The organism is Streptomyces sp. BRA346, assembly GCF_052851135.1.
The window spans coordinates 18,514-44,370 of sequence record NZ_JAIWIH010000033.1 but is presented as its reverse complement, the minus strand read 5'-3'; the positions used below and the strand labels follow the sequence as shown (position 1 = coordinate 44,370).

General features: G+C 72.7%; 14 protein-coding genes. 2 read left to right on the top strand and 12 right to left on the bottom strand.

The features are described from left to right. Positions 1–146 precede the first annotated feature (146 nt). The 4 genes from LCH29_RS31890 to LCH29_RS31875 are packed head-to-tail and all read right to left on the bottom strand — an operon-like array spanning position 147 to position 4,543. Positions 147–767 carry a TetR/AcrR family transcriptional regulator gene (locus LCH29_RS31890; RefSeq protein WP_446465163.1) on the bottom strand — a complete coding sequence of 207 codons (621 nt, stop codon included), beginning with the start codon at positions 765–767 and terminating at the stop codon, positions 147–149. Positions 768–777: 10 nt separating this feature from the next. Next, complete coding sequence (locus tag LCH29_RS31885; RefSeq protein ID WP_446465162.1) at positions 778–2,952, bottom strand: xanthine dehydrogenase family protein molybdopterin-binding subunit; 2,175 nt, start codon at positions 2,950–2,952, stop codon at positions 778–780. Beyond that, entirely contained in the window at positions 2,949–3,950 is a 1,002-nt protein-coding gene (locus LCH29_RS31880; RefSeq protein ID WP_446465161.1) for an FAD binding domain-containing protein, read from the bottom strand. Before LCH29_RS31880 ends, LCH29_RS31885 begins: the two co-directional genes overlap by 4 nt. Then, positions 3,947–4,543, bottom strand: a complete 597-nt coding sequence (locus LCH29_RS31875; protein ID WP_123099522.1) for a (2Fe-2S)-binding protein — start codon at positions 4,541–4,543, stop codon at positions 3,947–3,949. Before LCH29_RS31875 ends, LCH29_RS31880 begins: the two co-directional genes overlap by 4 nt. Positions 4,544–4,604: 61 nt before the next feature. On the opposite strand from LCH29_RS31875, the gene LCH29_RS31870 reads away from it, so the two are divergent. Both LCH29_RS31870 and LCH29_RS31865 read left to right on the top strand, forming a co-directional pair. Continuing rightward, the gene (locus LCH29_RS31870) at positions 4,605–5,756 is read left to right on the top strand and encodes an XdhC family protein (RefSeq protein ID WP_446465160.1); all 1,152 of its coding nucleotides are present in this window, start codon (positions 4,605–4,607) and stop codon (positions 5,754–5,756) included. 79 nt (positions 5,757–5,835) lie between these two features. Then, positions 5,836–7,185 (top strand): MFS transporter, encoded by a 1,350-nt coding sequence (locus LCH29_RS31865; protein WP_446465159.1) that lies wholly within the window; start codon positions 5,836–5,838, stop codon positions 7,183–7,185. Between the two features lie 52 nt (positions 7,186–7,237). Here the strand turns inward: LCH29_RS31865 and gndA are convergent, their stop codons facing one another. The 8 genes from gndA to LCH29_RS31825 form a co-directional block, all read right to left on the bottom strand. After that, positions 7,238–8,692, bottom strand: coding sequence for an NADP-dependent phosphogluconate dehydrogenase (gndA, locus tag LCH29_RS31860; RefSeq protein WP_446465158.1), 1,455 nt, complete (start codon positions 8,690–8,692; stop codon positions 7,238–7,240). A 394-nt stretch (positions 8,693–9,086) separates the two neighbouring features. Beyond that, positions 9,087–10,046, bottom strand: a complete 960-nt coding sequence (argB, locus tag LCH29_RS31855; RefSeq protein ID WP_446465187.1) for an acetylglutamate kinase — start codon at positions 10,044–10,046, stop codon at positions 9,087–9,089. Positions 10,047–10,070: 24 nt separating this feature from the next. Continuing rightward, entirely contained in the window at positions 10,071–11,777 is a 1,707-nt protein-coding gene (locus LCH29_RS31850; protein ID WP_446465157.1) for a carbamoyltransferase N-terminal domain-containing protein, read from the bottom strand. Beyond that, positions 11,774–12,547, bottom strand: coding sequence for an SDR family NAD(P)-dependent oxidoreductase (locus tag LCH29_RS31845; RefSeq protein WP_446465156.1), 774 nt, complete (start codon positions 12,545–12,547; stop codon positions 11,774–11,776). The genes LCH29_RS31850 and LCH29_RS31845 overlap by 4 nt, the downstream gene beginning before the upstream one ends. Before the next feature lie 95 nt (positions 12,548–12,642). Beyond that, positions 12,643–13,881, bottom strand: coding sequence for a hypothetical protein (locus LCH29_RS31840; protein ID WP_446465155.1), 1,239 nt, complete (start codon positions 13,879–13,881; stop codon positions 12,643–12,645). Positions 13,882–13,919: 38 nt separating this feature from the next. Next, positions 13,920–17,576, bottom strand: a complete 3,657-nt coding sequence (locus LCH29_RS31835) for an amino acid adenylation domain-containing protein (RefSeq protein WP_446465154.1) — start codon at positions 17,574–17,576, stop codon at positions 13,920–13,922. Beyond that, a complete protein-coding gene (locus LCH29_RS31830; RefSeq protein WP_446465153.1) occupies positions 17,573–20,101 on the bottom strand; it encodes a non-ribosomal peptide synthetase in 2,529 nt (842 codons plus the stop codon). The genes LCH29_RS31835 and LCH29_RS31830 overlap by 4 nt, the downstream gene beginning before the upstream one ends. Continuing rightward, positions 20,091–25,781 carry an amino acid adenylation domain-containing protein gene (locus LCH29_RS31825; RefSeq protein ID WP_446465152.1) on the bottom strand — a complete coding sequence of 1,897 codons (5,691 nt, stop codon included), beginning with the start codon at positions 25,779–25,781 and terminating at the stop codon, positions 20,091–20,093. The genes LCH29_RS31830 and LCH29_RS31825 overlap by 11 nt, the downstream gene beginning before the upstream one ends. Positions 25,782–25,857 lie beyond the last annotated feature (76 nt).

Genomic DNA, 25,857 nt, shown 5'->3' with positions numbered 1-25,857 from the left:
GTACGCGCGTAGATGAAACATATGGAAGAGATTTTGGAAATTCCATGGGTCCACGCTGCGGTTGCCGCCGTCACCGCAGACGATATGGTCGACCATAAAGCGGGATACCTTGAATTTCCGTCCCGGGCAGGGAATTTCGGAGAAAATCAGTCGTCCACCGACGTGGCGGAATACCCCGCCACCAGGGCCCGCGCCGAGCGCGTCGCCCGGGCGGCGACATCCTCCACCACCTCGTCCGGATCGCCGAACACGCCGTCGAGCAGCAGGGTGGCGTACCCACGGGCCAGCGCCTGCAACGCCTCCAGCAGCGCCACCGCCGCCCCGTGTTCCTCCGATACCACCTCGAAGGCGCTCGGCAGCAGCAGGTCCACGAACTCCCGCTTGGCTGTCACCACATCGGGGTGGGCGGTGCGCACACCGGGTGCGTAGAGGAGTTCGTACCCGCCCCGGAAGCGGGCGGCCGCCCGCACCACGCTGCCCGCCATGGTGGCCAGCCGCTCCTGTGGCGACTCGGCCGTGGCCACCGCCTCCAGATAGATGGCCCGCAGCCGCCGCGATACCTCCAGCGCGGCGGCCGCCAACAGCGCGTCGCGGTCGGCGAAGTGGCGATAGGGCGCGCCGGGGCTGACGCGGGTGCGGCGCGCGGCCTCCGCGACGGAGAAACCACGCACCCCGACCTCGTCCACGATCTCCAGCGTCACCCGCACCAGCGCGGCGGCGAGATCGCCGTGGTGGTACGTGGCGCGCCCCTTGCAGCTGGGTGCCATCCGGGCGACCCTACCCGACCGGTTTTCCCTGCTCCGCCGCCCCCGGCCCGCGCTTTTGGGCCTCGGCGCGCGCCGCCCGCAGAGCCTCACGCGAGCGTTCGACACGGATCGGCAGATCGCGCACCCGCTGCCCGGTCGCGTGGTGGAAGGCGTTGGTGATCGCCGCCGCGGCGCCCACGATGCCCAGCTCGCCGATGCCCTTGCCGCGCACCGGATTGGGGGTGTCGTCCTGCTCGTCCAGCCAGACCGCCTCCAGCTTCGGGACATCGGCGTTGGCCGCGACGTGGTAGCCCGCGAAGTCGTGGTTGGCGAAGTCGCCGAAGACCGGGTCGACCTCGCCGATCTCCAGCAGTGCCATCGACAGACCCATCGTCATGGCGCCCAGGAACTGCGAACGGGCCGTCTTCGGGTTGACGATCCGCCCCGCGGCGAACACGCCCAGCATCCGGTCGACACGGATCTCGCCGGTGTCGGTGTCCACCCGCACCTGCGCGAAGTGGGCGCCGAAAGAGTGGCGGGAGAGCGACGCCCGCAGCTCCATGTCGTCGGTGGTGTCGGCCCGGACCTCCAGGCCCCCGTCCGGGATGGCGCCGCCGTACGTGTCCAGCTCCGCCAGCAGCGCGCGGCACGCCTTGTCCACCGCCCAGCCCCAGGACGCCGTGCCCAGCGAGCCGCCCGCGAACGGCGCCGGGCCGAGCGAGGCGCGCCCGATCTCCAGCCGCAGCCGCTCGACCGGGATGCCGAGGGCGTCCGCCGCCAGCTGGGTCAGCGCGGTGCGCCCGCCGGTCCCGATGTCGACGGCGCCGACCCGCACCGTGAACGTCCCATCCACCTCGGCACGCGCCGTCGCCGACGAGGGGAACACATAGTCCGGGTGGTGTGCGGACGCGACGCCGGTGCCCACCAGCCAGCGCCCCTCACGCCGGATGCCGGGCTTCGGATCGCGCAGCGCCCAGTCGAAGCGCGCGGCGCCCTCCCGCAGACACTCCACCAGACCGCGGCTGCTGAAGGGCTTGCCGCTGTCGGGGTCGACACCGGTGTCATTGCGGATCCGCAGCTCGACGGGGTCGATCTCCAGCTCGGTGGCCAGCTCGTCCATGGCCGACTCCAGCGCGAACATGCCCGGCGTGTGGCCGGGCGCGCGGAACCACGCCGGGGTCAGCACGTCGAGCGGCGCCGTCTTCACCGTCGTACGGACGTGGGGCGCCCCGTACATCAGCCGCGTCGATGCCCCCGTCTGGTCCGCGAACTCCACCATCGCGGAGCGCTGCTGCACCACCTCGTGGTCGATCGCGGTCAGCCGCCCGTCGCGCTCGGCACCGAGCCGGATCCGCTGGATGGTGGGCGCCCGGTAGGGGATCAGCTGGAACATCTGCTGCCGGGTCAGCGCGATCTTCACCGGACGGCCGAGGTGCTGCGCGGCGAGCGCCGCCAGCACGGCGGGGGAGCGCGGAATGCCCTTGGAGCCGAAACCACCGCCGACGTACTGCGCGATGACCTCCACCGCGCCCTCTTCGAGCCCGAACACCGCCGCCAGCAGCTGCGACGACATGAACGGGCCCTGGTCGGAGTTGTGCAGCGTCAGCCGGTCCTCGTCCCAGGCGGCGAGGGTGGCATGCGGCTCCATCGGGCTGGTGTGCTCGACCGGCGTGGTGTACATGGCCTCGGTCCGCACGGGCGCGGCCGCCAGCGCGCCCTCGGTGTCGCCGCGTTCGGCGAACCCGGGGCTGCCGTCGGTCACCTGGTCGGCGACCTGAGCCCGTTCGTCGTCGAAGCGCAGCACCACATCGTGCGGCCCCTGCTCGTAGCTCACCCGCACCGCCGCCGCGCCCTCGCGCGCCGCCTCCAGCGACGTGGCCACCACCGCGGCCACGATCTGCCCGTGGTACGCCACCTCGGGGGACTGGAGCACGAACAGATCGGGGCTCGCCGGGGCCTTCGTGTTCAGCCGCGGGGCGTTGCCGGAGTCCAGCACCGCCAGCACACCGGGCCGCGCCAGCGCCGGGGCGCCGTCGACCTCCGTCACCCGGCCGCGGGCGATGGTGGCCTGCACCGGCCACACATAGCCGACGTCCGGCGTCGGGAACTCATAGGCGTAGCGCGCCGCGCCGGTGACCTTGTCGAGTCCGTCGACCCGGGTCATCGGCGCGCCGACGGTCTGCCGGGTGGTGGTCGCGGTGGTCATGCGCGGTCCTTCCTCGCGACGAGATCGCGGATGACCGCGACGATGAGATCGGTGGCCAGGTCGACCTTGAATGCGTTGTCCGGCAGCGGGCGCGCCTGCGCCAGTTCGGCCCGGGCCGCCTCGCGCAGCGTCTTCTCGTCCGGCATCCCGCCGCGCAGCCGCTCCTCGGCGATCCGGGCGCGCCAGGGGAGAGGCGCCACCCCGCCGAGCGCGATCCGCACGTCCGCCAGCGTGCCGTCGTCCGCCACCGACACCGACGCCGCCACGCTCACCAGCGCGAACGCATACGACCAACGGTCGCGCACCTTGCGGTACCGCATGGCCGCGCCGCCCGGCGGCGGGGGCAGCTCGACGGCGGTGACGAGGTCGCCGTGGCCCAGCACGGTCTCCCGGTGCGGAGTGTCGCCGGGCAGCCGGTACAGCTCCGCCACCGGCACCGTGCGCATCGCGCCGTCCACCGACCGCAGATGCGCCACCGCGTCCAGCGCGACGAGCGCCACCGCCATGTCGGACGGATGGGACGCCACACAGTGGTCGGAGGTGCCCAGCACGGCCAGGTCGCGGTGCGCACCGCCGATGGCCGGACACCCCGACCCCGGCTCGCGCTTGTTGCACGGTTTGGACACGTCCTGGAAGTACACGCAGCGGGTGCGCTGGAGCAGGTTGCCCCCCACCGTGGCCACCGTGCGCAGCTGACCGGACGCGCCCGCCAGCAGCGCCTGGGCCAGCAGCGGGAAGCGCTCCCGTACGCCGGGGTCGCCCGCCAGATCGCCGTTGCGCACGGTGGCGCCGATCAGCACCGAACCGTCGTCGCGGTGCTCGATCCGGTCGTACGGCAGCCGGGACACGTCGACGAGCAGCCCCGGGCCCGCCACTCCGAGCTTCATCAGGTCCACGAGGTTGGTCCCGCCGCCCAGATACGTGGCGTCGGGGCGCTCGGCCATCAGCGCGGCCGCCTCGGCGGCATCGCCCGCACGGGCGTAGGCGAACTCCCTCACCGCACGCCTCCGGCAGCGCTCGCGGACCGGGCGCCCTCGACGCCCTCGGCACCGGCCGCCTCCATGACGGCGTCCACGATGCCCCCGTACGCGCCGCAGCGGCACAGGTTGCCGCTCATGCGCTCGCGCACCTCCGCCTCGTCCAGCCCCGCCACGTCCGGCACACCGGCGGCGGTGTCCTCGGTGACATGGCTGGGCCAGCCGCGCCGCGCCTCGCCCAGCGCCCCGATCGCCGAGCAGATCTGGCCCGGGGTGCAGTAGCCGCACTGGAGGCCGTCATGGTCGAGGAACGCCTGCTGCACCGGGTGCAGCCCCTGACCGTCCGCCAGATCCGCGACCCCCTCGATCGAGACGATCTCGCGTCCCTCGGCGGCCACCGCGAACATCAGGCAGCTGTTCACCCGCTCGCCGTCCATCAGCACCGTGCACGCGCCGCATTGCCCGTGGTCACAGCCCTTCTTGGTGCCCGTGAGACCGACCCGCTCGCGCAGCACATCGAGCAGCGTCGTCCGGTTGTCGATGGTCAAGGCGTGGGTCGTCCCATTGATCCGCAAGCTGATGTCGCTACTCGGAGAGCGATGTGAGAGGCTCATACATTGAATGTATCAACCTCTTACATGCGTGGCGAGGCCGTGGCGAGGGGAATGGAGTTCCATGCGAGACGTCGAAGCGGAGATGCACCGATGGTGGCGCGCCGGCGAGCCCTTCGCCCGGGCCACGGTGGTCGCCACCTGGCACTCCTCACCGCTGCCACCGGGGACGAGCATGCTGGTCGGCCCGGACGGCTCGGCCGTCGGCAGCGTCTCCGGAGGGTGCGTGGAGGGCGCGGTCTACGAACTGGCCCAGGAGGTCACCGAAAGCGGCACCCCGGTCCTGGAGCGCTATGGCGTCAGCGATGACGACGCCTTCGCGGTCGGCCTGACCTGCGGGGGAGTCATCGATGTCTTCGTGGAGCGCATCGACCCCGCCGCCTTCCCCGAATACGACGACGTGGCCGCGGCGGTGCGCGAGGGCGAGCCGGTGGCCGAGGTCGTCTGCGTGGCGGTCGACGGCCCCGACCCGGCCGGGCGGCTCGGCCGACGGCTGGTGGTCCGGCCGGACACCGCCACCGGCTCCCTGGGCTCGGACCGGCTGGACGCGGCGGTCACCGAGGACGCGCGCGGACTCCTGGCCGGCGGGCGCACCGGCACCCTGCGCTACGGCTACGACGGCACCCGCACCGACGAGGAGCTGACCCTCTTCGTGTCGGTGCACGCCGCACCGCCCCGGATGCTGGTCTTCGGCGCCGTGGACTTCGCGGCCGCCATGGCCCGTATCGGCACCTACCTCGGCTACCACGTCACCGTCTGCGACGCGCGGCCCGTCTTCGCCACGGAGCGCCGCTTCCCCGAGGCCCACGAGGTGGTGGCCGACTGGCCGCACCGCTATCTGCGCACCGAGGCCGAGGCGGGCCGGGTGGACGAGCGGACCGTGGTCTGCGTCCTCACCCACGACCCCAAGTTCGACGTGCCGCTGCTGGAGGAGGCGCTCCGGCTGCCGCTGGCGTACGTCGGCGCCATGGGCTCCCGCCGCACTCACGAGGACCGGCTGCGCCGGCTGCGCGACACCGGGATCAACGAGGACCTGCTGGCCCGGCTCGCCTCCCCGATCGGCCTGGACCTCGGCGCCCGGACCCCCGAGGAGACCGCGGTCAGCATCGCCGCGGAGATCATCGCCGACCGCTGGGACGGCAGCGGCGCGCGGCTGACCTCGCTCACCGGCCGCATCCACCGGCCCCACACGGTCCGCCCGGCGGCCGAGGGCTGAGAGGGGGGCACGCCCCTTGGCCGTGGACCGTCACAATGGTCCGCGACCGAAGTGGATGCAGGAGGAAACAAAAACCGCCGTGGAGACCACGCGAGACACCGACGACGCCGGAGAACCGCTTCCCGACGACACCCCCGCCGACCGGGCAACCGCCCCGGACGCCCCGCCGAAGACCGGTTGGCGCCGCTGGGTCATGGACACCCGGCCGCTGCGCCACCGCCCCTTCCGCCGACTGTGGACGTCCACCACGGTCACCGCCGTCGGCAGTCAGCTGACCGCCGTCGCCGTACCCAAGCAGATCTACGACATCACCGGCTCCTCGGCCTGGGTCGGCTACGCGAGCTTCGCCGGTCTCCTGCCGCTCGTGGTGTTCGCGCTGTGGGGCGGTGTGGTGGCCGACCGCATGGACCGGCGCACCCTGATGCTGGTCACCAACGCGGGGATCGCCGTCACCTCGCTGCTGTTCTGGGCGCAGTCCTTCGCCGGTCTCGACTCGGTGCTGCTGCTGATCGTGCTGCTCGCCGCCCAGCAGGGGTTCTTCGGGATGAACTCCCCTGCCCGCAACGCCTCCATCGCCCGGCTCGTCCCCGCCGACGAGCTGCCCGCCGCGGGCGCCCTCCAGTCCACCGTCGCCCAGACCGGCATGATCGTCGGCCCGCTGCTGGCGGGCGCGCTGATACCCGTCCTGGGGCTGCCCGTCCTCTATCTGGCCGACGCCATCGCGCTGTGCGTCGCCCTGTGGGCCGTCTGGCGGCTGCCCGCGATGCCGCCCCTCAAGGACCTCAAGTACCTCAAGAACAGCGGTGGTGGCAGGTCACGGGCCGGATGGCGGGACGTGGTGGACGGCTTCCGCTACATCACCGCCCACCGCGTGCTGCTGCTGTCCTTCCTCGCGGACATCATCGCCATGGTCTTCGGCATGCCCCGGGCGCTCTTCCCCCAACTCGCCTCGCACACCTACGCGCCCTGGGGCGAGGGCTTCGCGCTCGGCCTGCTCTTCGCCGCGATCCCACTCGGCGCTGTGGCGGGCGGGCTGCTGTCGGGCACGTTCTCCCGGGCCCGCCGCCACGGCCTCATGGTCATCGTCGCCGTGGTGGCCTGGGGCGTGGCCATCAGCGGCGTCGGCCTCAGTTCCAGCCTGTGGTGGGCGGCCGTGTTCCTCGCGGTCGCGGGCGTGGCCGACATGGTGTCCATGGTGTTCCGCGGCGCGATCCTCCAGTCCGCGGCCACCGACGACATGCGCGGCCGGATGCAGGGCGTGTTCACCGTGGTGGTGGCGGGCGGCCCGCGCATCGCCGATCTGCTGCACGGCACGGCGGGCTCCCTCATCGGGCCCCGCGCCGCGGTCGCCGCGGGCGGGCTGCTGGTCGCCGTGGCGATGCTCGGACTGGCCGTCGCGGTGCCCGACTTCCGGCGCTACACGGCCTGACGGCCGCCCGTGCGCGCGCCCATGGACGGGCGCGCGCACGAGCCCGGCCTTCTCAGGCCTCGCGCTCGCTGCGGTCCTGGCCCCAGAGGGTGTGGAACGAGCCGTCGCGGTCGGTGCGCCGGTAGGTGTGCGCGCCGAAGAAGTCCCGCTGCCCCTGCACCAGCGCCGCGGGCAGCCGCTCCGAGCGCAGCGCGTCGTAGTACGCCAGCGCCGCCGAGAAACCGGGTGCCGGCACGCCCAGCTCGACGGAGGTGGTCACCACCCGGCGCCACGCGTCCTGCGCCTCGCCCAGCGCCTCCGCGAAGTAGCCGTCGGCCAGCAGCGTGACCGGCTTGTCCTTCTTGCCGTACGCCTCGGTGATCCGGTTCAGGAAGCGGGCCCGGATGATGCAGCCGCCCCGCCAGATCCGGGCCACCGCACCCGGGTCGATGTCCCAGCCGTACTCCTGGCTGCCGGCCTCGATCTGGTGGATGCCCTGCGCGTACGCCACGATCTTCGACGCGTACAGCGCCTGCTCGACCTCATCGGCGAACCGCTCCGCCGCCTCGCCCGTGAGCTGCGTGGCTGCGGGCCCGGGCAGCCCCTGCGAGGCGTCCCGTACGTCGGCGTGGCCGGACAGCGAGCGGGCGAACACCGCCTCGGCGATGCCGCTCACCGGAACGCCCAGGTCCAGCGCGGTCTGAACGGTCCAGCGGCCGGTGCCCTTCTGCTCGGCCTGGTCCTGCACCACGTCCACGAACGGCTTGCCGGTCGCGGCGTCGGTGTGCGCCAGCACCTCGGCGGTGATCTCGATCAGGTACGACTCCAGACGGCCGCCGTTCCAGGTGCGGAACACCTCCGCGATCTCGCCCGGCGTGAGCCCCAGCGCGCGCCGCAGCAGGTCGTACGACTCCGCGATGAGCTGCATGTCGGCGTACTCGATGCCGTTGTGCACCATCTTCACGAAGTGTCCGGCGCCGTCCGGGCCGATGTGGGTGCAGCACGGGGTGCCGTCCACCTTGGCGGAGATGCTCTCCAGCAGCGGCCCGAGAGACTTGTAGGATTCCACCGAACCGCCGGGCATGATGCTGGGCCCGTTGAGCGCGCCCTCCTCGCCACCGGAGATGCCGGTGCCCACGAAGTGCAGCCCGCGCTCACGCAGGGCCTTCTCCCGGCGCCGGGTGTCATCGAAGTGCGCGTTGCCCCCGTCGATGATCACGTCGCCCTCTTCGAGGAGGGGGGCGAACTCCTCGATGACGGCGTCGGTGGGCGCACCTGCCTTGACCATGATGACCAGCCGCCGCGGCCGCTGGAGGGCGGCCACGAACTCCGCCGCGGTCTCGGCCGGGACGAAGCTCCCCTCGTGGCCGTGCTCCTCGATCAGCGCCTTGGTCTTGGCGGACGAGCGGTTGTGGACGGCCACGGTGTGCCCGTGCCGGGCGAAGTTACGGGCGAGGTTGCTGCCCATGACGGCGAGCCCGGTGACGCCGATCTGGGCGGTGGGCTGGGTGGAGGACGGGCTGGGCATACGGTGTTCCACTCCTGTCACGCGCATCGAAAACTTTTGCGAGCAGCAACGACGAGGGGGCGATGATCTTCCCTCTCGGTCAGCCGGGTTTCGCCCGGTCATAGTTACACGATGTGCTCGACGCCGGGATGTGTGTCCAAAGAATGCGGCCGGAGTGTGTCACTTTTCCACTTCCCGGGGAGGGTGTCGGGTTGTGGTATTTCTACAAGGTGGGTGATGGGTGCGCTGAGGGCTCGTCGGGTCCGGGGGTGGGCTCTGGCGGCTGGAGATATTGGCGCGTGGTGGCGATGCTCGACGGTAGGTAGCGGGTCTGATGCTGACCCAATGCCGACTTTGCTGACGAGGCATCAGGAGGCGTGGAAACGACACGTGAGGGGACGTGGGGCCGATCGATTCAGCCCTGATCGGGGTGTAACCCTGAGTGACTGAGGGGTGCTCCGGGGTGTTGTTCCGTCCCTGGACCGCGCGGGTCGGATCCCGTGGTTCCGGGCCGGACCGTGGTGCCCAAGGCTTCCCCGGCGAACACTTCGTGCAGGAGTACGTGCGGCACCCGGCCGTCGAGCACCCGGGCGCGTCCGACGCCGGACCGGAGCGCCCGCAGGCACGCCTCCATCGGGGGTCGCCAGGTATTGCCCAACTCGGGTAGCAGGTGCTCCAGCTCACCGGTGGTGAGCAGACCGATCACCGATCGGCCATGGGGCCGGTTCGTGGGCAGGCCCTCGGTGTCGGACAGCAGGACGAGCCGTTCGGCCCGGAGGGCGGCGGCGAGGGCCGCGGCTGCGGCGTCGGGGCTCACGCGGCAGATGTCACCGTTCGTGCTGCGGGCGATGCTGGAGACGACCGGGATCCGGCCGTTGTCGAGCAGAGCTCGGACGACGTCGGCGTTGACCTCGCCGACGTCGTGGACCGCACCGGGGCCGAGCGGTTCGCCGTCCGCTGTCGCCCGGCGCGCGCCGGCGGTGATGGTGTGTGCGTCCTCGCCGGTCAGGCCGATGGCGAACGGGCCGTGCCGGTTGAGCAGTCCGACGAGTTCGCGCTGGGCTCGCCCGGTGATGACCATGCGGACCAGGTCCATGGGCTCGGCGGTGAGACCGGAATCCCGCCCGAGTCCGGTGAGATGGGTCTTCACCTCGGACTCGTCACCGTGCACGACGACGGGTCCGAGGCCCGCGCAGCGCAGGAACGCCACGTCCTGGGCGAAGGCGCGCTTCAGCGTCTCGTCGGTCATGGTGCTGCCGCCGGCCCGGATGACGATGGTGCTGCCGTGGAGCCGCTGCAGCCACGGCAGGGCTTCGATGAGCGCGTGGGCCTTGGCCGCCGTCGCCCGCCGGACTCCGTCGTCCGCGACGGCCATCCCGCCGTCCACGACCCGGGTTCCTCAGCCGCCGGTCCGCTGGTAGAGGGTGCCCTCGCTCCAGATCCGGTCCACCTTTCCCCACGCCATCGCGGACGCGACATCGGGGAAGAACCCATGGCCGTTGAGGTTGGCGCTCGTGTTGCACAACACCGGTACGCCACTGAGCCGGTGGAACTCGGCGAGAACTTCGGCCAAGAGCGGATCGTCGCCTGGTGCCACCGTTTGCAGCCGTGCGGTTCCGTCGAGGTGGATGACGGCCGGGATCCGGGCCACCCATGCGTCGCGCACCGCGTGGTCGAAGAGCATGTGCGGATCCGGCGTGCCGGGTTCGAAGATCTTCCGGGCCTCGTCGACCGCACAGATGGGGGCGACGGGGCGGTAGGACTCACGGCCCTTGATCCGGTTGAGCGTGTCCTTCATCGCCGTCCCGATCGGCGAGGCGAGGATGCTGCGGCCGCCGAGCGCGCGGGGACCCAGCTCGGCCCGCCCGTTGAGGACCACCACCGGCTCATCGGTGTCGTACAGCACCCGGGCCAGCTCGGCGGGCGCGCACGCACGGGCCGACCAGCCGTCGGGAATGTCGGGGGTGGGCAACAGGCGCGGCCCGAGGCGGGGATTCCACTCGATGGCCTGGAGCCCACGGTGCTGGATCATGCCCAATACGGCGGCGCCGATGGCGGATCCCGAGTCGTTGGGGAAGGGCGGTACCCACATCTCGCGGACGAGCGGAAGGGAGCGCAGCGCGCTGTTCCACTTGATGTTCAGCGCACAGCCGCCGGCGAAACTCAGATTCCACGGACCGTCACCCCGGTGCTGCCGCACCTTGGCGGAGAGGCGCTCCGTCAGGAGCTCTTCGAAGAGGTGGTGCACGCTCGCCAGCACGTCCTCGTCCGCGATCCCGGCGCGTTCCGCCCGCTCGCGCACGGCGCCGTAGAACGCGTGCACCGGAGGCACGGACGGTTCGAAGAGACTCCCGAACCCGCCCACGGCCCGGCGGTATTCGACGGCCGGTGCGCTGTCGCCCTCGAAGGTCCGGTGGAACTCCTCACGGAGGATCGTCATCGCCTCCTCCCGGACCTGTCCCAGCGCGATGTACGCCATCAGCTTCCCGGCGACCGTCAGATCGTCCACGGTCGCCGACTGGGTCGGCCGGCGGAACGGCCCGAAGTGGTGGCCCGCTATCGCGTAGGCGTGCCCAAGCACCGGGAACAGCTCACCGAGGTTCTCCACGCCGTTCTTCGGGTCCACCCAGTACAGGCGGGGGAAGAGGCCGCCGTCCCAGATGAGGACGAAGGAGGGTTCCCGGCGTTCCGCGAACGGGCTGGAGCAGTAGGTGCTCGCCACATGGCCGGCGGCGTGCGCGTAACTGGTGTACGGGTATGCCTGGCCGCCCATGGTGAACTCGCCGGACGCTCCGGGGCGCGCGAGGTCGGGGCAGGCGGCGGACTCGCGGTACGGGCCGACGACCACCTCGACCGGTTCACCGTGGTCCAGCAGGGCGACCCGGCCGTCCACGTCCCCGTCCCAGCCGTCGATGACCCATTCGTCCACGTGCTCGGTCTTGTAGCCGAAGTCGGCGAGTATCCCCGGGATGACACCGAAATCGGAGACGGTGCTGTAGCGAGGGCCGTTGGCGATCTTCTCCATCTCGATGCTGAAGACCAGCCGGTTCCCGTCGAGCAGGGCCACGGCGCCGTCATGCGTCAGCTTGAGCCCGCAGATGATCACGAATTCCCCTCCTTGCGCCCGAAACCCAGGCCGAAGGGCTGGTCGGCGGGCATGAGCTCAATCATGTTGATGTTGACGTGGGGCGGTCTGGAGAGGCACCACGAGACGGCCTGCGCCACATCGTCCGCGGTCAGCGGCGTGACGCCCCGATACAGCTCCTCCGCGCGTTCCTCGTCGCCGTCGAAGCGGACGAGCGCGAATTCCGTCCGGGCCATCCCGGGCGCGATACAGCTGACCCTGACGCCGGTGCCCTCCAGGTCGACCCGCATGCTGAGGGTCAGCTGATGCACGAACGCCTTGGTGGCGGCGTACACATTGCCCCCCATGTAGGGGTAGTTGGCCGCGATGGAGCCCACGTTGACGATGTGGCCGGACTTCCGGGCGACCAGGCCCGGGAGCAGGAGATCGGTCAGGTTCAGTACGCCGGTGATATTCGTGTCGACCATCTCCTGCCAGTGACGGCTGTCCGCGGACTGGAGGGGCCCGAACCCTTTGGACAGGCCGGCGTTGTTGACCACGGCGAAGATGTCCCGGTACGCGTCCGGCAATCCTTCGAACGCTGTTCGCAGCGCGGCCCGGTCCCGGACGTCCACGGACAGGGCGTGGATCCGGAGCTCCGGATGTTCCTTCTCGAGCGTGGCCAGCCGTTCGCCCCGGCGGGCCAGCGCGACCACCCCGTACCCCTGCTGCGCCAGTACCTGGGCGGTACGGGCGCCGAAACCTGACGAAGCCCCCGACACCACTGCCACACCGCGGTCCTCGTACGTCATTGCACAGCCTCCCTAGCCCTCCACGTCCCGCCACCGCAACCCGAGGGGAAACCGGCGCGTGCGCTGCGGGACGGCCGCGGCGCACACGACCGGGTTCAGCGACGCAGCCCGAGCGTCTGGTACAGCGGCACCTTGCCCGCCGTCGGGGAGTCGAGCAGCACCTCGACCTCGGTGAGCGCGAGGTCGATGTGGAACGGGGTGAAGCCGCCGAGTCCCAGGCCGATGTGAATGCCGGGCCAGCGCTCGTTGGGGTGGAAGTTGCTGCGCAGCCGGTTGGCGCAGCCGGGGTGGGTACCGAAGCCGAATTCATGGATCTTGCGGTACTGCGGTTCGGCGTCCACCAGGGCGCGGAAGGTGTCCCGCAGGCGCTTGGCTTCGGGGATCGGCGCCGTGAAGTCGTGGATGTAGCCGTTCCGGACATGGGCCACGACGGGCAGGTCCTCCATCGGGGCGAGCCGCAGGTAGGTGTCGGCGGTGTGCTCCGATGTCACGGTCCGGTCCCCGCGGTGGATGATCGGGGACCCCTTGAACACGATCTCGCCGTCGATGGGCATCCGGCTGTCGCGGCTGTACGCGCCGGAGCCGTCGGCGAGCGTGGAGATCTCCCCGGTCGGCAGCACGGTCTGGTCCGCGAAACGCAGCGGGCCGTGGAGCGAGAACCAGTGCTCGGTCTCCTGGTGCCGGAACACGCACCGGGTGTCCAGCTCGGGTGTGGTGAGGACCAGGGCGTCGGCCTCTTCCAGCAGGGACAGCAGGTGGCCCTCGACCGCGAGCTCCGACTCGTAGTCGGTCCCGGTGATGATCCGCAGGTAGTGGCTCAGGGAGAGCGGGGTGAACTCCGAGGAGAAGTATGAGATGGCACCGAGCTTCACGCCCTCGGCGTCATCGTCCAGCAGATGTTCGAACTCGTCCTCCGCGATCCACAGGGCGGAGGCCCTGCGCCCCTCGGAGCGCCAGGCCCGAAGCTGACCGACGAAGGCGGACCGGGTGTCCGGGCCCTTCCACTCCAGCTCGTGCAAGGGCTGCGGGATGTCCGCCACCAGCCGGATGCCACGGCGTACCCGCTCGGAGGTGATGAGCAGGAACTCGTCCCCGAAGTCGCCGTCGTACAGGGGCAGCAGCCGGGAAAGGCGCAGCTCGACCTTGCCGTCCGAACCGACGGCGATGTCACCGGGCTGGGCGGCCTCCGGTTCCGGGAGGGCTTCCAGCAGGTCGGCGGTGGAGCAACTCGCCTCATCCGCCGTGCACATGGGCCCGTCGGGGCCGGTCGCGAGTTCCCTGGGGTCGGCTCGGAGGCACGGGCAGTTGCCTCGGGTCACCTTGATCTTGCTCATGACGCTCCTTCAGATCGGGAAGTGCTGTTGGCGCGGCATCAGTTCGCCTCGAACCGGAACCCCCCGAAGTCCGGCCGCGGTGGGGAGGCGGAGTCTTGGTCGGGGTGGAGGTTGAGGTCGGTCCAGGGCGCCGAGGGGGTCTCGGCGATGGCGGTCAGTGCGAGGACCACCTGATCCAGCAACAGCTGCGCGGTGTCCGGCAGATAGAGGTCGCGGTCGTACTGGAGGAGCAGGCTCAGCCCGTCGGGGCGTTCGCACCCCTGGAAGGACAGCTCGAACATCCCGGTGTCCAACGGGACGGGGCCGCCGGTCAGGGTCAGCCCGGGACCGCTGCCGGCCGAGATCCGCGGATAGCACGTGACCCAGACGTCGAAGAGCGGATTGCGCGACGGAGCGACGGGCGGGGCGAGTTGCCGGACCAGGCGGTCGAACGGGTAACGCGCGTGATCGATCGCCTCGTGGACCCGCTCGGCGACCAGGCCGAGCAGGCCGGCGCAACTGCCGCCGCGCAGCGGCAGCCGCAGCGCCACCGAGTTGACGCAGCAGGTCAGCTGGTCGGTGAGGGCCAGTTCACCGCGGAGGTTCACCGGGGTCCCCAGGCACAGATCGGTGCTCGATGTGGCCCGGTTCAGTGTCATGGCCACGGCCGCGGCGACGGGGGTGAGCAGACCGCTGCGCACCTCGCGGGCGAGAGCGCGCAGGGCTTCGGTCGTGGCCTCGTCCAGTTCCGCACGGACCACGTCGCAGTGCCGTCCGGCCCGGCCGGTCCGCGGGAGGTCGATGGGGAGCGGGAGCGGCTCGGGGTGGGGGACCAGCAGGGCCCGCCAGTACTCCAGCTGGTGGTCGAGCGCCCCGGATTCGAGCAGCGCGGCCTGTGCGGCAGCCGTCCGCGACGCGTCGCGGACGAGTCCGGGCAGCTTGCCGGGCTCCTGCCGGGCTGCCTCGTCATGGAGGGCACACAGGTCACGGGCGAGGATCTCCAGGCCGGGCCCGTCGCACACGATGTGGTGGGCGACGGTCAGCAGCCGGTGCCGCCCGTCCGGGAGCATGAAGAGGGTGACCCGCAGCAGGGGCCCGTTCTCCAGGTCGAAGGGGCGGTGGGCGCGCTCGCGCACCGCCGCCGTCAAGGCGGCCTCGGGGTCCACCGCGCGGGACAGGTCGACCGTCTCGGGCAGCAGCTGCGGCCCGTCCAGCCGGACGTACGGCCTGCCGTTCTTCCCGGTCAGCACGGCTCGCAGGAGCGCATGGCGCTGCTGTAGCCCGGCCAGTGCGGTGTCGAGGGCGAGCGGGTCGAGCGCGCCTCCGCAGTCGAAGAGCGCGGGGACGTTGTACGCCGCGTCGCCCTCCGGCCGGGTCTGGTGGAGCAACCATTGCCACTCCTGGACGGGGAGCAGCCCGAACTCTCCGGTGTCCGGGTCGGATCCGGCCGGGAACTCGTCCTCGGGATGTTCGGCGATGCCTCGTTCGAGGGCGCGGCCGGCCAGTGCCGAGGGGGTCGGGCACTCGAAGACGTCGATGGCTCGGATCCGCGCGCCGAGACGTTGCGCGAGCGCGGCAGCCAGTTCGGCGGCGGCCAGGCTGTGGCCGCCGAGTACGAAGAAGTCGTCGTCGGCGCCGACGGCCGGTGCGGACAGGACGGCGGCGAACGCCGCGCGCGTCGCGTCGAGCACGGGGCCGCCGACCGTGCCGGGCTCGGCCCGCACCTGGGCGCGGGGCAGTTCCCGGGCGGCGAGCAGCCCTCGGTCCACCTTGCCGTTGGGGGTGTAGGGGACGTCCGTGAGCGCCACCACGGCGGTGGGGACCATGTAGGAGGGCAGCTCCTCGGCGAGCCGTTCCCGCAGCCGCGCCGGGTCCGGTGCGGGAGTGGCGGCGCTTCCCACCACGTAGGCGACCAGCAGCCGTTCGGTGGGCGCCTCGTGCACCACGGCCACGGCCGAGTCGATGCCCGGCAGCGAGGTCAGGACGGTCTCGATCTCGCCCAGTTCGATCCGGAAGCCGCGCACCTTCACCTGGTTGTCGGCCCGGCCCCGGAAGTCGAGGTTCCCGTCCGGCCGGAAGCTGACCAGGTCGCCCGTGCGGTAGAGGCGGCCGGGGTCCACGGACGGCATGACGACGAACTTCTCGGCGGTCGCCTCCGGCAGCCCCGCATAGCCCGCCCCCGGGCCCGCGCCCCCGATGAACAGCTCTCCGATCGCGCCGGGGACGGTGTGCCCGCCCCACGGGTCGAGGACGTAGTAACGCAGGTTGTCCATGGGACGGCCCACGGTGGGCGGTGGCTCGGCGGCGCCCGCGGCGCAGCGGTGCCAGGACTGGAAGACGGTGGCCTCGGTGGGTCCGTAGACGTAGATGAGGTCACGGCCGGGCTGCCAGCGGTCCACCAGGTCCTGGCTGAACAGCTCGCCGCCGGTGACGACGGTGCGCACCCCGGGGAACCTGTTCGGGTCGAGATGGGACAGCAGCGAGGAGAGCGCGAAGACGGTGTCGGCCTCGTGGCGTGCGACGCACTCGGCGAGCGCTCCCGGTGAGATCTCGGCCTCTTCGAAGGGGACGACAGCGGCCCCGGCGTACAGCGCCGCGAAGATCTCCCAGACGCAGACGTCGAACCCGGGGCTCGCCAGTTGCAGGCAGCGCCTCCCCTCACCCAGGCCGAACTGCCGCGCGGTGGTGGACAGCAGGTTGCGCAGGCCCTGTTCGAGGATCACGGCGCCCTTGGGCGTTCCGGTCGAGCCGGAGGTGTGCATCACGTAGGCGACGGACGAGGGCGACCGCTCCACCGGCCATTCGCCGTCCCCCGGGGACGGGCGCGCCGCGAGGTCGTCCAGGTCCACGGTCACGTTCGTGGTGTGCGGGACCAGGTGCGTGGTGGACGGCACCGACACCAGGGTGGGCACGTCTGCGGCGATACGGCGGATCCGGTCCGGCGGATATCCGGGGTCCACCGGTACGCAGACCGCGCCCATGCCGAGGACGGCCACCCAGGCGACCACCAAGTCCGCGCCGCGCGGCAGGCACAGATGGACCGGGTCGCCGGGGCCCACACCGCTGCGGCGCAGGTCCGCGGCGAGGGCTGCCGCCAGGGACTGGAGTTCACCGCGGTCGAGGGTGCGGCCGGTGGTGACGACGGCCGGCAGCCCCGGCCGGTCGACGGCCAGCCCGGCCAGCACCCGGGCCACCGAGGTCGTGGGCAGGGCGGTTTCGGTGCGGTTCAGGTCCGTCACCGACCACTTCCGCTCGTCCGGGGTCAGCAGCGGCAGCCGGGACAGCGGGGTGGCCGCGCTCCGCGGGTCGGCCAGGAAGCCGGCCACGGCCGTCAGCATCGAGACGATCCGGTCCGCGGTGAGCGAGTCGCGCCGTCCCGTGCCCGCGCCGAGGGTGACGGTGGGGTGAGCGGCCCCGGAAGGCCAGCTGATGACCGCCTCGGTACGCGGGCCCGCCACGAAGTCACCGTCCAGGTCGAGCACCCGGGTGCGGTCTTGCGCGGTGGCGTCGGTGGCTTCGGCCAGCGCGGACCGCGCCGCCTCCAGCACCGTCCGCCCGTCGTCGCCGGGAGCCGTCCGGAGGGTGACGGACCGGGGCTTCGCCGCCTGCCATACGGTCAGGGACGGCAGGCTCTCCCCGTCGAGGTGGCCCAGGACCACTCCCGCGGCCGCGAGGGCCACCGCCGGATCGAGGGATACCGCCGGATCGTGGATCATGCCCCCTCCCGGGACGTCCGGACCATCTTGCAGACGTCGGCCGGCGTGGGGGTGGCGAAGAAATCGTCCACTTCCACGTACACATCGAGCCGCTCCGCCAGTTCCATCACCAGGCCCAGCGCGAGCAGACTGTCGCCGCCCGCCGCGAAGAAGTCCTCGTCCGGCCCGACCGAGTCGACGTTGAGCACGCCCGCGAAGACCGCACGTACGTCGTCCACCAGCTCCGGCAGCTCCGGCAGCTCCGGCAGATCCGGCATGGACCCGTCGGTGCCGGTGCCCGTGCCGGGGGCCTCCGCCGGGTCCGCCGGTGCCGCGCCCGGCACCGGCAGGAAGGGACCGCGGCGCAGGTCCGCCGCTGCCCGGACGCCCAGCTCCCCGCGGTCCGCCTTGCCGTTCACTGTCAGCGGCATGGCAGCCAGGCCGACGATCGTCGCGGGGATCATCGGGGCCGGGAGCGTGTCACGGACCCGCTCGCGCACGGCGCGCACATCCTCGGTCGCCGGTCCGCTCACATAGGCCACCAGGGCTTCGGTGACGACGCCGTTCCCGACCGGGACCACGGCCACCGCCTCCACCCCGGGCAGGGCCGCGAGGGCGGCCTCCACATCACCGATCTCGATCCGGTTGCCGCGCACCTTGACCTGCGCGTCAGCGCGGCCGAGGAACTCCAGAACGCCGTCCGGGCGCCACCAGCCCCGGTCACCGGTGTGATAGCGGCGCCCGCCCGGCTGCCGCGGGGCGGCCCGGAACGCCTTGGCGGTGGCCGCCGGACTCCGCCAGTAGCCGTCGGCCAGTCGGGGCCCGGACAGACAGATCTCCCCGGCGAATCCCGGTGGAACCCGGCGGCCCCGCGAGTCCAGCACCTGGACGACGGTCCCGGCCACCGGGCGTCCGATCGGGTGGCCGAACGGCGGTTCCGAGCCGTGGTCCAGCGCCGTCGAGCCGACCGAGTTCTCGGTCGGCCCGTACTCGTTCACGAGCCGGACGCCGGGCATCAGCCGCAGGTGGCGGGCGACGAGTTCCGGCGGCACCGCCTCCCCGGCCACCACGACGGTGCGCAGCGTGTCGCGGTGTGCGGCGAGCCCGTCCAGGACGAGCTGGTACAGGCTGGGCACGAAGGTGGCGTGTGTGACGCCTTGCCCGGCCACCAGCGCGCACACCTTCTGTACGTCCAGCCGGTGGCGCTCCTCCAGTAGCACCAGCCGTCCGCCGGAGGCGAGAACGGCGAAGACATCGGCCACCGAGCTGTCGAAGAACAACGACGGCACCAGCAGCATCCGGGTGTCGCGGCCCAGCCCCTGGTAGCGGTGCCGCCATCGCAGGAACGGGTGAACGGCACCGTGCCGGACCACCACGCCCTTGGGCCGTCCGGTACTGCCCGATGTGTAGATCACATAGGCGGTGTCCTCCGGGCCGGGCGGCGGTACGTCCACGTCCACCGCGGCGTCGCCCACTTCCCCCGCCACGGCGGCCGAGGACAGCACGGGGCAGTCCGGCGGCGTGGCGCCGGGCGGCAGCGTCACGCCGGGGTCGAGCACCACGGCGGCCGGGGCCAGATCCCGCAGCATGGCGTCCAGCCGCGCTCCCGGCGCGCCCGGGTCGAGCGGTACGTACGCCGCTCCCGCCCGCAGCGTGCCCAGGACGACGGCCAGGGTGCGCCAGGACTTCGGGCCGATCACGACCACCGGGCTGCCGTTTCGTACACCGCTCAGGCGCAGCTGCCGCGCGACCCTCGTGGCGGCGGCCAGCAGTTGGCCGTAGGTCAGCTCGGCTCCGCCGACGTCGACCACGGCGATGTCGTCCGAGTGAGCCGCCGCGTGGGCCTCGACGCCGGAGAGCAGCGTCCCCGGCTCCGGCGCCGGGTCGTCGCCGGTCTCCCAGGCGGCCACGTCCCCGGCCCAGCCGCCGCCCTCCGGTATCGGGGCCCGGTTCGGCATCGGATCCCAGTCCGCCAGGGGATCCCGGGGCCGCTCGAACGCGCTCAGCGCGTGATCGAGGACACGCACCAGGACCTCGGCGAACCACAGCTCGTAGCGACTCCGGTCCATGTCCACCCGCAGCGCGCGACCGCCGTCCGCGTCCTTCGCGAGCAGCGTCACCGTGAGCGGCGCCAGGATCTCCGGTTCGGCCACGGCCGCCGACGCGACGAGAACCTCGGCCCCGTGGGGTTGAGGTGCACCCGCCTTGACCAGGCCGTCCACCGCCAGCACCAGATCGGCGGGCGTCGCCGCCGCGGTCACGTCCACCGGGCAGGCCACTCCGCCGTCCGGCCGCTGCACGTGCAGCACGGCCTGTTCGCCGGCGTCGGCACCGGCCGCCACCAGCGACAGCGCCGCGGCGAGCACCACGAGCTCCTCCGGAGCCCGGCCGCCGCTGATCCGTTCCAGGCCCCCGCGGGCGGACGGCGACAACGCGGCTTCGGCCACGACCCGGCCCAGCACCGGTGTTCCGGTCAGCCGCGGCCGCAGCCCGCCCGCGCGTGGAACCGGGGAGGTGTCCGGGGCCGCGGCTGTCTCAGAACTCATAGCTGGTGGTCCCCCAGGTGGTGGTGTCGGTGGCCGCGTGCGGCTCGGGCGTGCCCCCGGCCGGGGCCGGAGGCTGCGACAGCGGCCGCTCGGGCGTGGTGTGCAGGGCGACCAGTTCGGCGGCCACCTCGTCGGCGAGCGCTCCGGCCCGGTCCTGGCCGAAGAGCGCCGGGTCGTAGGAGAGTTCCAGCAGCAGCCGGCCGTCCTCCTCCCGGGCGAACAGGCGCAGGTCCGCGGTGACCGGCGGGGTGAGCGGCGGGTACTCGCGGGTGCGGAACGGCCGGCCGTCCGCCTCGCCGCCCGGTCCCGGCCGCGTTCCCTCCCAGCTCACCCCGGCGTCGAAGAAGAGCTGCCGTCCCGGGTGCCGTGGCGGTCGCAGCTCCCGGACCAGGCGGTCCAACGGCACTCGCCCGTGTTCGTACGCCTCCAGGGCCCGGTCCCGGACCTGGGAGAGCAGGCCGCGCCGGGTCAGGTCCGGGGCCGGCTCCAGACGCAGCGGCAGCTCGTCGACGAAGCATCCGACGACCGGCGGCCGTTCCACCGGGCTGATCGGGAAGCCCAGCAGCAGGTCCCGCGCCCCGGAACTCCGCCGCAGCACGGCGGTGAAGGCGGCCACCACGGCCATGAAGGTGCTCGCGTCGCAGGCCGCGGCGCACGACCGCACGGCGGCGCTCACCTCGGGGTCCAGCCGCCGCCGGACGACACCGGCAACCGGCGAGCGCTTCGCCGGGCGGTCGGGCGTGCCGGACAGGTCGAGCAGCGGCAGCGGTGGGGCCAGCCGCGCACGCCAGTAGGCGAGGGACGGCTCGGCGGAGACGGAGTCCAGCCACGCGTCCTCCGCCGCGGCCCACTCGCGCAGGCCCGCCGACGCCGTCGGCAGCCGGGGCGGTCCCGTACCGGTCTGTGCGCAGGCTTCCAGCAGGTCGCGGGCGAAGACGTCCAGGCTCGCCCCGTCCCAGATCAAGTGGTGGGCGGTGACCACGAGGACGTCCCCGCCGCGTACGCCCCGCAGGTGCCGGATCTGGAACAGCGGGCCGTGCTCGGGGTCGAACACGACCTCGCGGGCGTCCATGGCGACCGTGGTCACCGCCGGGTCGTCCGGGCCGGTGTCCGCGGGCAGTTCCACGGACACCAGCGGAAGGGGACCGGATCCGGCCGGTACGACCTCCTGGAACAGCTCGCCGTCCGCATGGCGGAACCGCGTGCGCAGCGACTCATGCCGCTCGATCACTGCGCGGACTGCCTCGCCCAGCGGCCCGGGTTCGAGGACGTACGGCAGCAGAAGCGCCGCCGAGACGTTGAACGCCGTGGGCGGTCCCGAACGGGTGGCGAGCCAGATCCGCCGCTGGGCGCTCGTCGCGGGGCTCCGCATGGCCGGGACCGCGTCCTTCGGACGGGCCACCGCCGCGCGCGGTTCGCCGTGGCCGTCGATCGCGGGCTGACGTGCGACGAACGCGGCGAACTCACGTACCGTCTGGTGCTCGAAGGCGGCGCGCAACGGCACCTCGACCCCGAAGACCGACCGGGCCAACGCCACGATCCGGGCCGCGGTGAGGCTGTGTCCCCCGAGCTCGAACAGGCCGGCGTCCGGGTCGGTCACCGGGTGTCCGAACACCTCGGACCAGAGCTCGGCGACCGGGCCGAGCAGGGGTGTGTCCCCGGTCGGCGCGATGTCGCCCGCGGGCCGGGGGAGGTGTTCCGGTACGACGGACGGGGGCGCCGGAGCCGGAATCGGGCGGGCCGCCGTGGCCGCCTGTGCGAGCGGGGCGTGCGGGTCCCGCACCAGCTCCTGGAGCAGCTCGCGCAGCTGCTCGCCGAACCGGGCCGCGCTGCGTGCCGTGAACAGGTCGTCCCGGTAGCCGACCCAGACCTCGGCCGGATCGCCGGAGTCTCCCTCCGGTATCAGGAAGCCGAAGGTGAGGTCGAAGTCGCAGACTTCGGGGGCCGCCCGCAGATGCCGGGCCGTCAGCCCGGTGCCGCCCGCGTCGGCCGAGATCGTCCCGGACAGGACGGTCTCGACCAGGACGTCGAAGAGCGGGTTGCGGCCGTGCTCGCGGCGGATGCCGAGGTCGTCCACCACCCGGTCGAAGGGGTACTCCTCGTGCTCCTGCACATCGAGCGCGGTACGGCGCACCGCCTCCAGCAGATCGGCGAAGGAGCCGTCCGGGGCCAAGGGGGTGCGCAGCACGACGGTGTTGACGAAGAGGCCCACCTCGTCGGCGGTCCTGGCAGCACCGCGTCCGGCCACGACCGTGCCCAGCGGTAGGTCGGCGGCTCCCCCGAGGCGGTGCAGCAGGACCCGTACCGCCGCCACGTACACCATGAACGCGGTGGCGCCGCTCCGTACGGACAGCGCCCGGACGTCACCGGTCAGCCGCTCGCCGAGGCCGATCCGCGCGAGCCCGCCCGCGTTGCTGCGGTGCCTGCCGGGCGGGTGATCCACGGGCAGCGCCGCCGTCGGGGGGAGTCCGGCGAGGGCGTCGCGCCAGAAGCGCGCGTGCTTCTCGCCCCGGGCGCCGGTCAGCCGCCGCTCCAGTGCGCGGGAGTGGGCGAGATATCCGGTGGACCGGGGCAGCCGGGGCTTCTCCCCGCGCTCGAACGCCGCGGCTGCCGTCATCAGGTCCCGCACCAGCACGGTGTACGACCACCCGTCGTTCACGGCGTGATGGATGTTGAACAGCAGTACGGGCGGGCGGCCCGCGCACGACAGATAGCGCATCCGGAACAGGGGTCCGGAGGCCAGGTCGAACCTCCACCGGGCCTCCTCTGCACGGCAGCGGAGCAGCGTGGCGTCGTAGGCATGGGGCTCGACGGACTCGACGAACGGCTGCACGAGCAGCTCGGAGGGCTCCAGCACCACCTGCCGCAGTTCACCGTCGCTCTCGCCGTCGCCCTCGGGCAGCACGAAGACCGTGCGCAGCGCCTCGTGCCGGGCGACCAGGTACTGGACGGCGGCCTCCAGCGCGTCCTGCTCCAGGGGGCGGTTCAGCGCGTAGGTCTCCACCATGTTGTAGGTGCGGACCTCGCCCTCGTCGAGCGATTCCAGCAGCCACATGCGCCGCTGGGCGTTGGTCGCGGCGTGCCACCGTTTCCGTGGCCCGGCCGGTTCGTCAACCGGTTGGTCCGTCAGTTCGTCCGTCGGCTCGTCCGTCGGCTCGTCGCGGTCGCGCTCCAGGCTCTGCCGCAGCGCCGTGGTGAGCGCGCCCGGGGTGCGCGCGGCGAAGACCTGGCGCACCGCCAGCTCGTGCGCGGGGGAGCCGGCGCACAGCGCGCCGACCAGCTGGGCGGCGGTCAGGCTGTGGCCGCCGATTTCGAAGAAGTCCTCGCCGGCGGAGCGCGGCGGACGGCCGAACACCTTCTCCCAGGCTGCGGTCACGGCGTGGGAAGCCTCGTCCGCCGGTACCCACGAGGCCGCCGCCTCCGGCTCGGGGGCGGCGAGCAGCGCGGCCCGGTCGATCTTGCCGTGCGGGGTCCTGGGAAGCCGTGCCGTCTGCCGGTACGCCCGGGGCACCATGTGCGGCGGGAGCACGGCCGCCATGTGCGCGCGTACGGCCTCGGGGGCGACGGCCGAGTCGGCCGTGTACCAGGCGGCCAGGGTGAGGTCTCCCCGCGGGCCGGGGCGGGCGAGTACGACGGCCTCGCGGACCCCGTCCACCTCCACCAGCGCCTGTTCGACCTCGCCGGGCTCCACTCGGTTGCCGTGCACCTGGATCTGGTCGTCGGCGCGGCCCAGGAAGTCCAGCGTTCCGTCGCTGTTCCAGCGGGCGAGGTCACCGGTGCGGAAGACCCGTCCGATGCCGGGCAGCGGGCACCGCACGAACCGCGCCGCTGTGGCCTCGGGTTCGTCCAGGTAGCCGTCGGCCACTCCGGGGCCGGCCACGTACATCTCGCCGGGGACCCCGACCGGCGCCATCGTGTTCCACGGCGTGAGGACCAGCACGCCGAACCCCGGGGACGGGCGGCCGATCGGCACCGCGTCCAGTGCGGCGGCCCGGTCCCCGCCGGACAGGAACGTCGTGCATTCGATGGTGGCTTCGCTCGGCCCGTAGAGGTTGGCGAACGTGTCCACGCGCAACCGCCCACGGGTACGCGGCAGCAGCCCGCGCGGGACGGTGTCGCCGCCAAGGAACACATGCCGCAGCGGCAGCCCGGCGTTCTCCGGGAGGACATCGAGCATCGCCGACAGCAGGCTGGGCACGCAGTTCACCATCGTGACGCGCCGCGAGCGGATGCGCTCCCAGAACGTGACCGGGTCCAGCTCGTCGGGTGCCCCGACGGCCACCAGCGTGCCCCCGGCACCGAGGGTGACGAAGATCTGGTACGTGGTGGCGTCCGAGGAGATCGCGGAGAGCAGGGCACACCGGGTGTCCTCGTCGATGCCGACCAGGGCGGCCGAGCTGACGGCCTTGTGGCGGATCTGGTCGTGCCGCAGGGCGATCGGGCGCGGCAGTCCGGTGGAGCCGGAGGTGAAGAACACCACGGCTTCGTCCTCCGGCCGTACGGGGTCCGGCCGTACGGGGTCGGGCCGGGGGCCCTCCGGCGCCGGGTTCCGCGACACGGTACGCAGCTCATGGGCCGTCACGGTCGGCAGGCCCTGGTCAGCCGGGGCGGCGCCGATGACGATTCTGGCACCGCTGCGCCGCAGGAGCCTGCGGATACGTTCTTCCGGGTGCTTCGGGTCGATGGGGACGTACGCGGCGCCCGCGCGCAGCACGGCCAGCACGGCGAGGACCAGTTCCGCGCCGCGCGGCAGGAGCAGCGCGATCCGGTCGCCCCGGCCGACACCGTGCTCCTCGGCGAGGAAGGCGGCCGCGTGCCGCGACCGGTGCATAAGGTCGCCGTGGGTCCAGCGCGTCCCTTCGTCCACCACCGCGACGCGTTCCGGGTGCCGTACGGCTGAGGCGTCCACGAGGTCGACGAGCGTGCGCGGGGCGAACGCGTCGAGCAGCGGCAGTCCGCTCCAGCGCTCCAACTCCGCACGCTGGTCCGGGCCGAGCGCATCCACTTCGCCGGCCCGCTGGTGGGGGTCGGCCACGATCGCGGCGAGAGCCGCCACGGTGCAGCGGGCCAGCGCCGCCACGGATGCGGGCACCCGGCCGTCCGGCCCGGTGACCCGTACCTCCAGACCGCCTCCGGCCTCGGACCGGCCGCGCACCGAGACGTCGGCGGGGCACGCGGGGCCGGGGGAGGGGTGGGCGCCCTGCCAGCTGACGGCGAGCTGGCGGACCGCGGAGCTCTCGGCATGGCCGACCGCGTCGAGCCGAGTGATGAGCGCCGCCCGGTCACGCAGCGGGAAGCCCGCCGCTGCCACCAGGTCGCTGTGCAGCCGGCCCAGAAAGTCGCTCACCCGTGTCTCCGGCTCCAGCCGGGTACGGAGAATCAGTTCGCCGGGCCCGGACGAGCCCGGCGCGGGGCACACCACCGCCAAGTCCTCGCCGGCGCCGAAGGAGGCCATGGCGAGTCGGGTGGCCGCGAGCAGCAGCAGGTGGAGGCCGACCGGGTCGTCACCTCCGATGCGGCGCAGCGCCGCGGCGACCGGTGGCGGGACCCGTTCCGGAGGGGGTGCGGGCACCGTGGCCCCGCCCGGTGGCAGGAGCTGATCCCGGGTCATGCCGCGCAGGGCCGTGAGCCAGTGGGCCCGGGTGGCGGCGTGATCCCCATCGGGCCGGTGCTTCGACAACAGTGGCTCCTTGGAAATTCGGCACCGAGGCACTGGCAACAGCAATGGTGGTTCCGCCGAAAGATTCAGCTGCCCG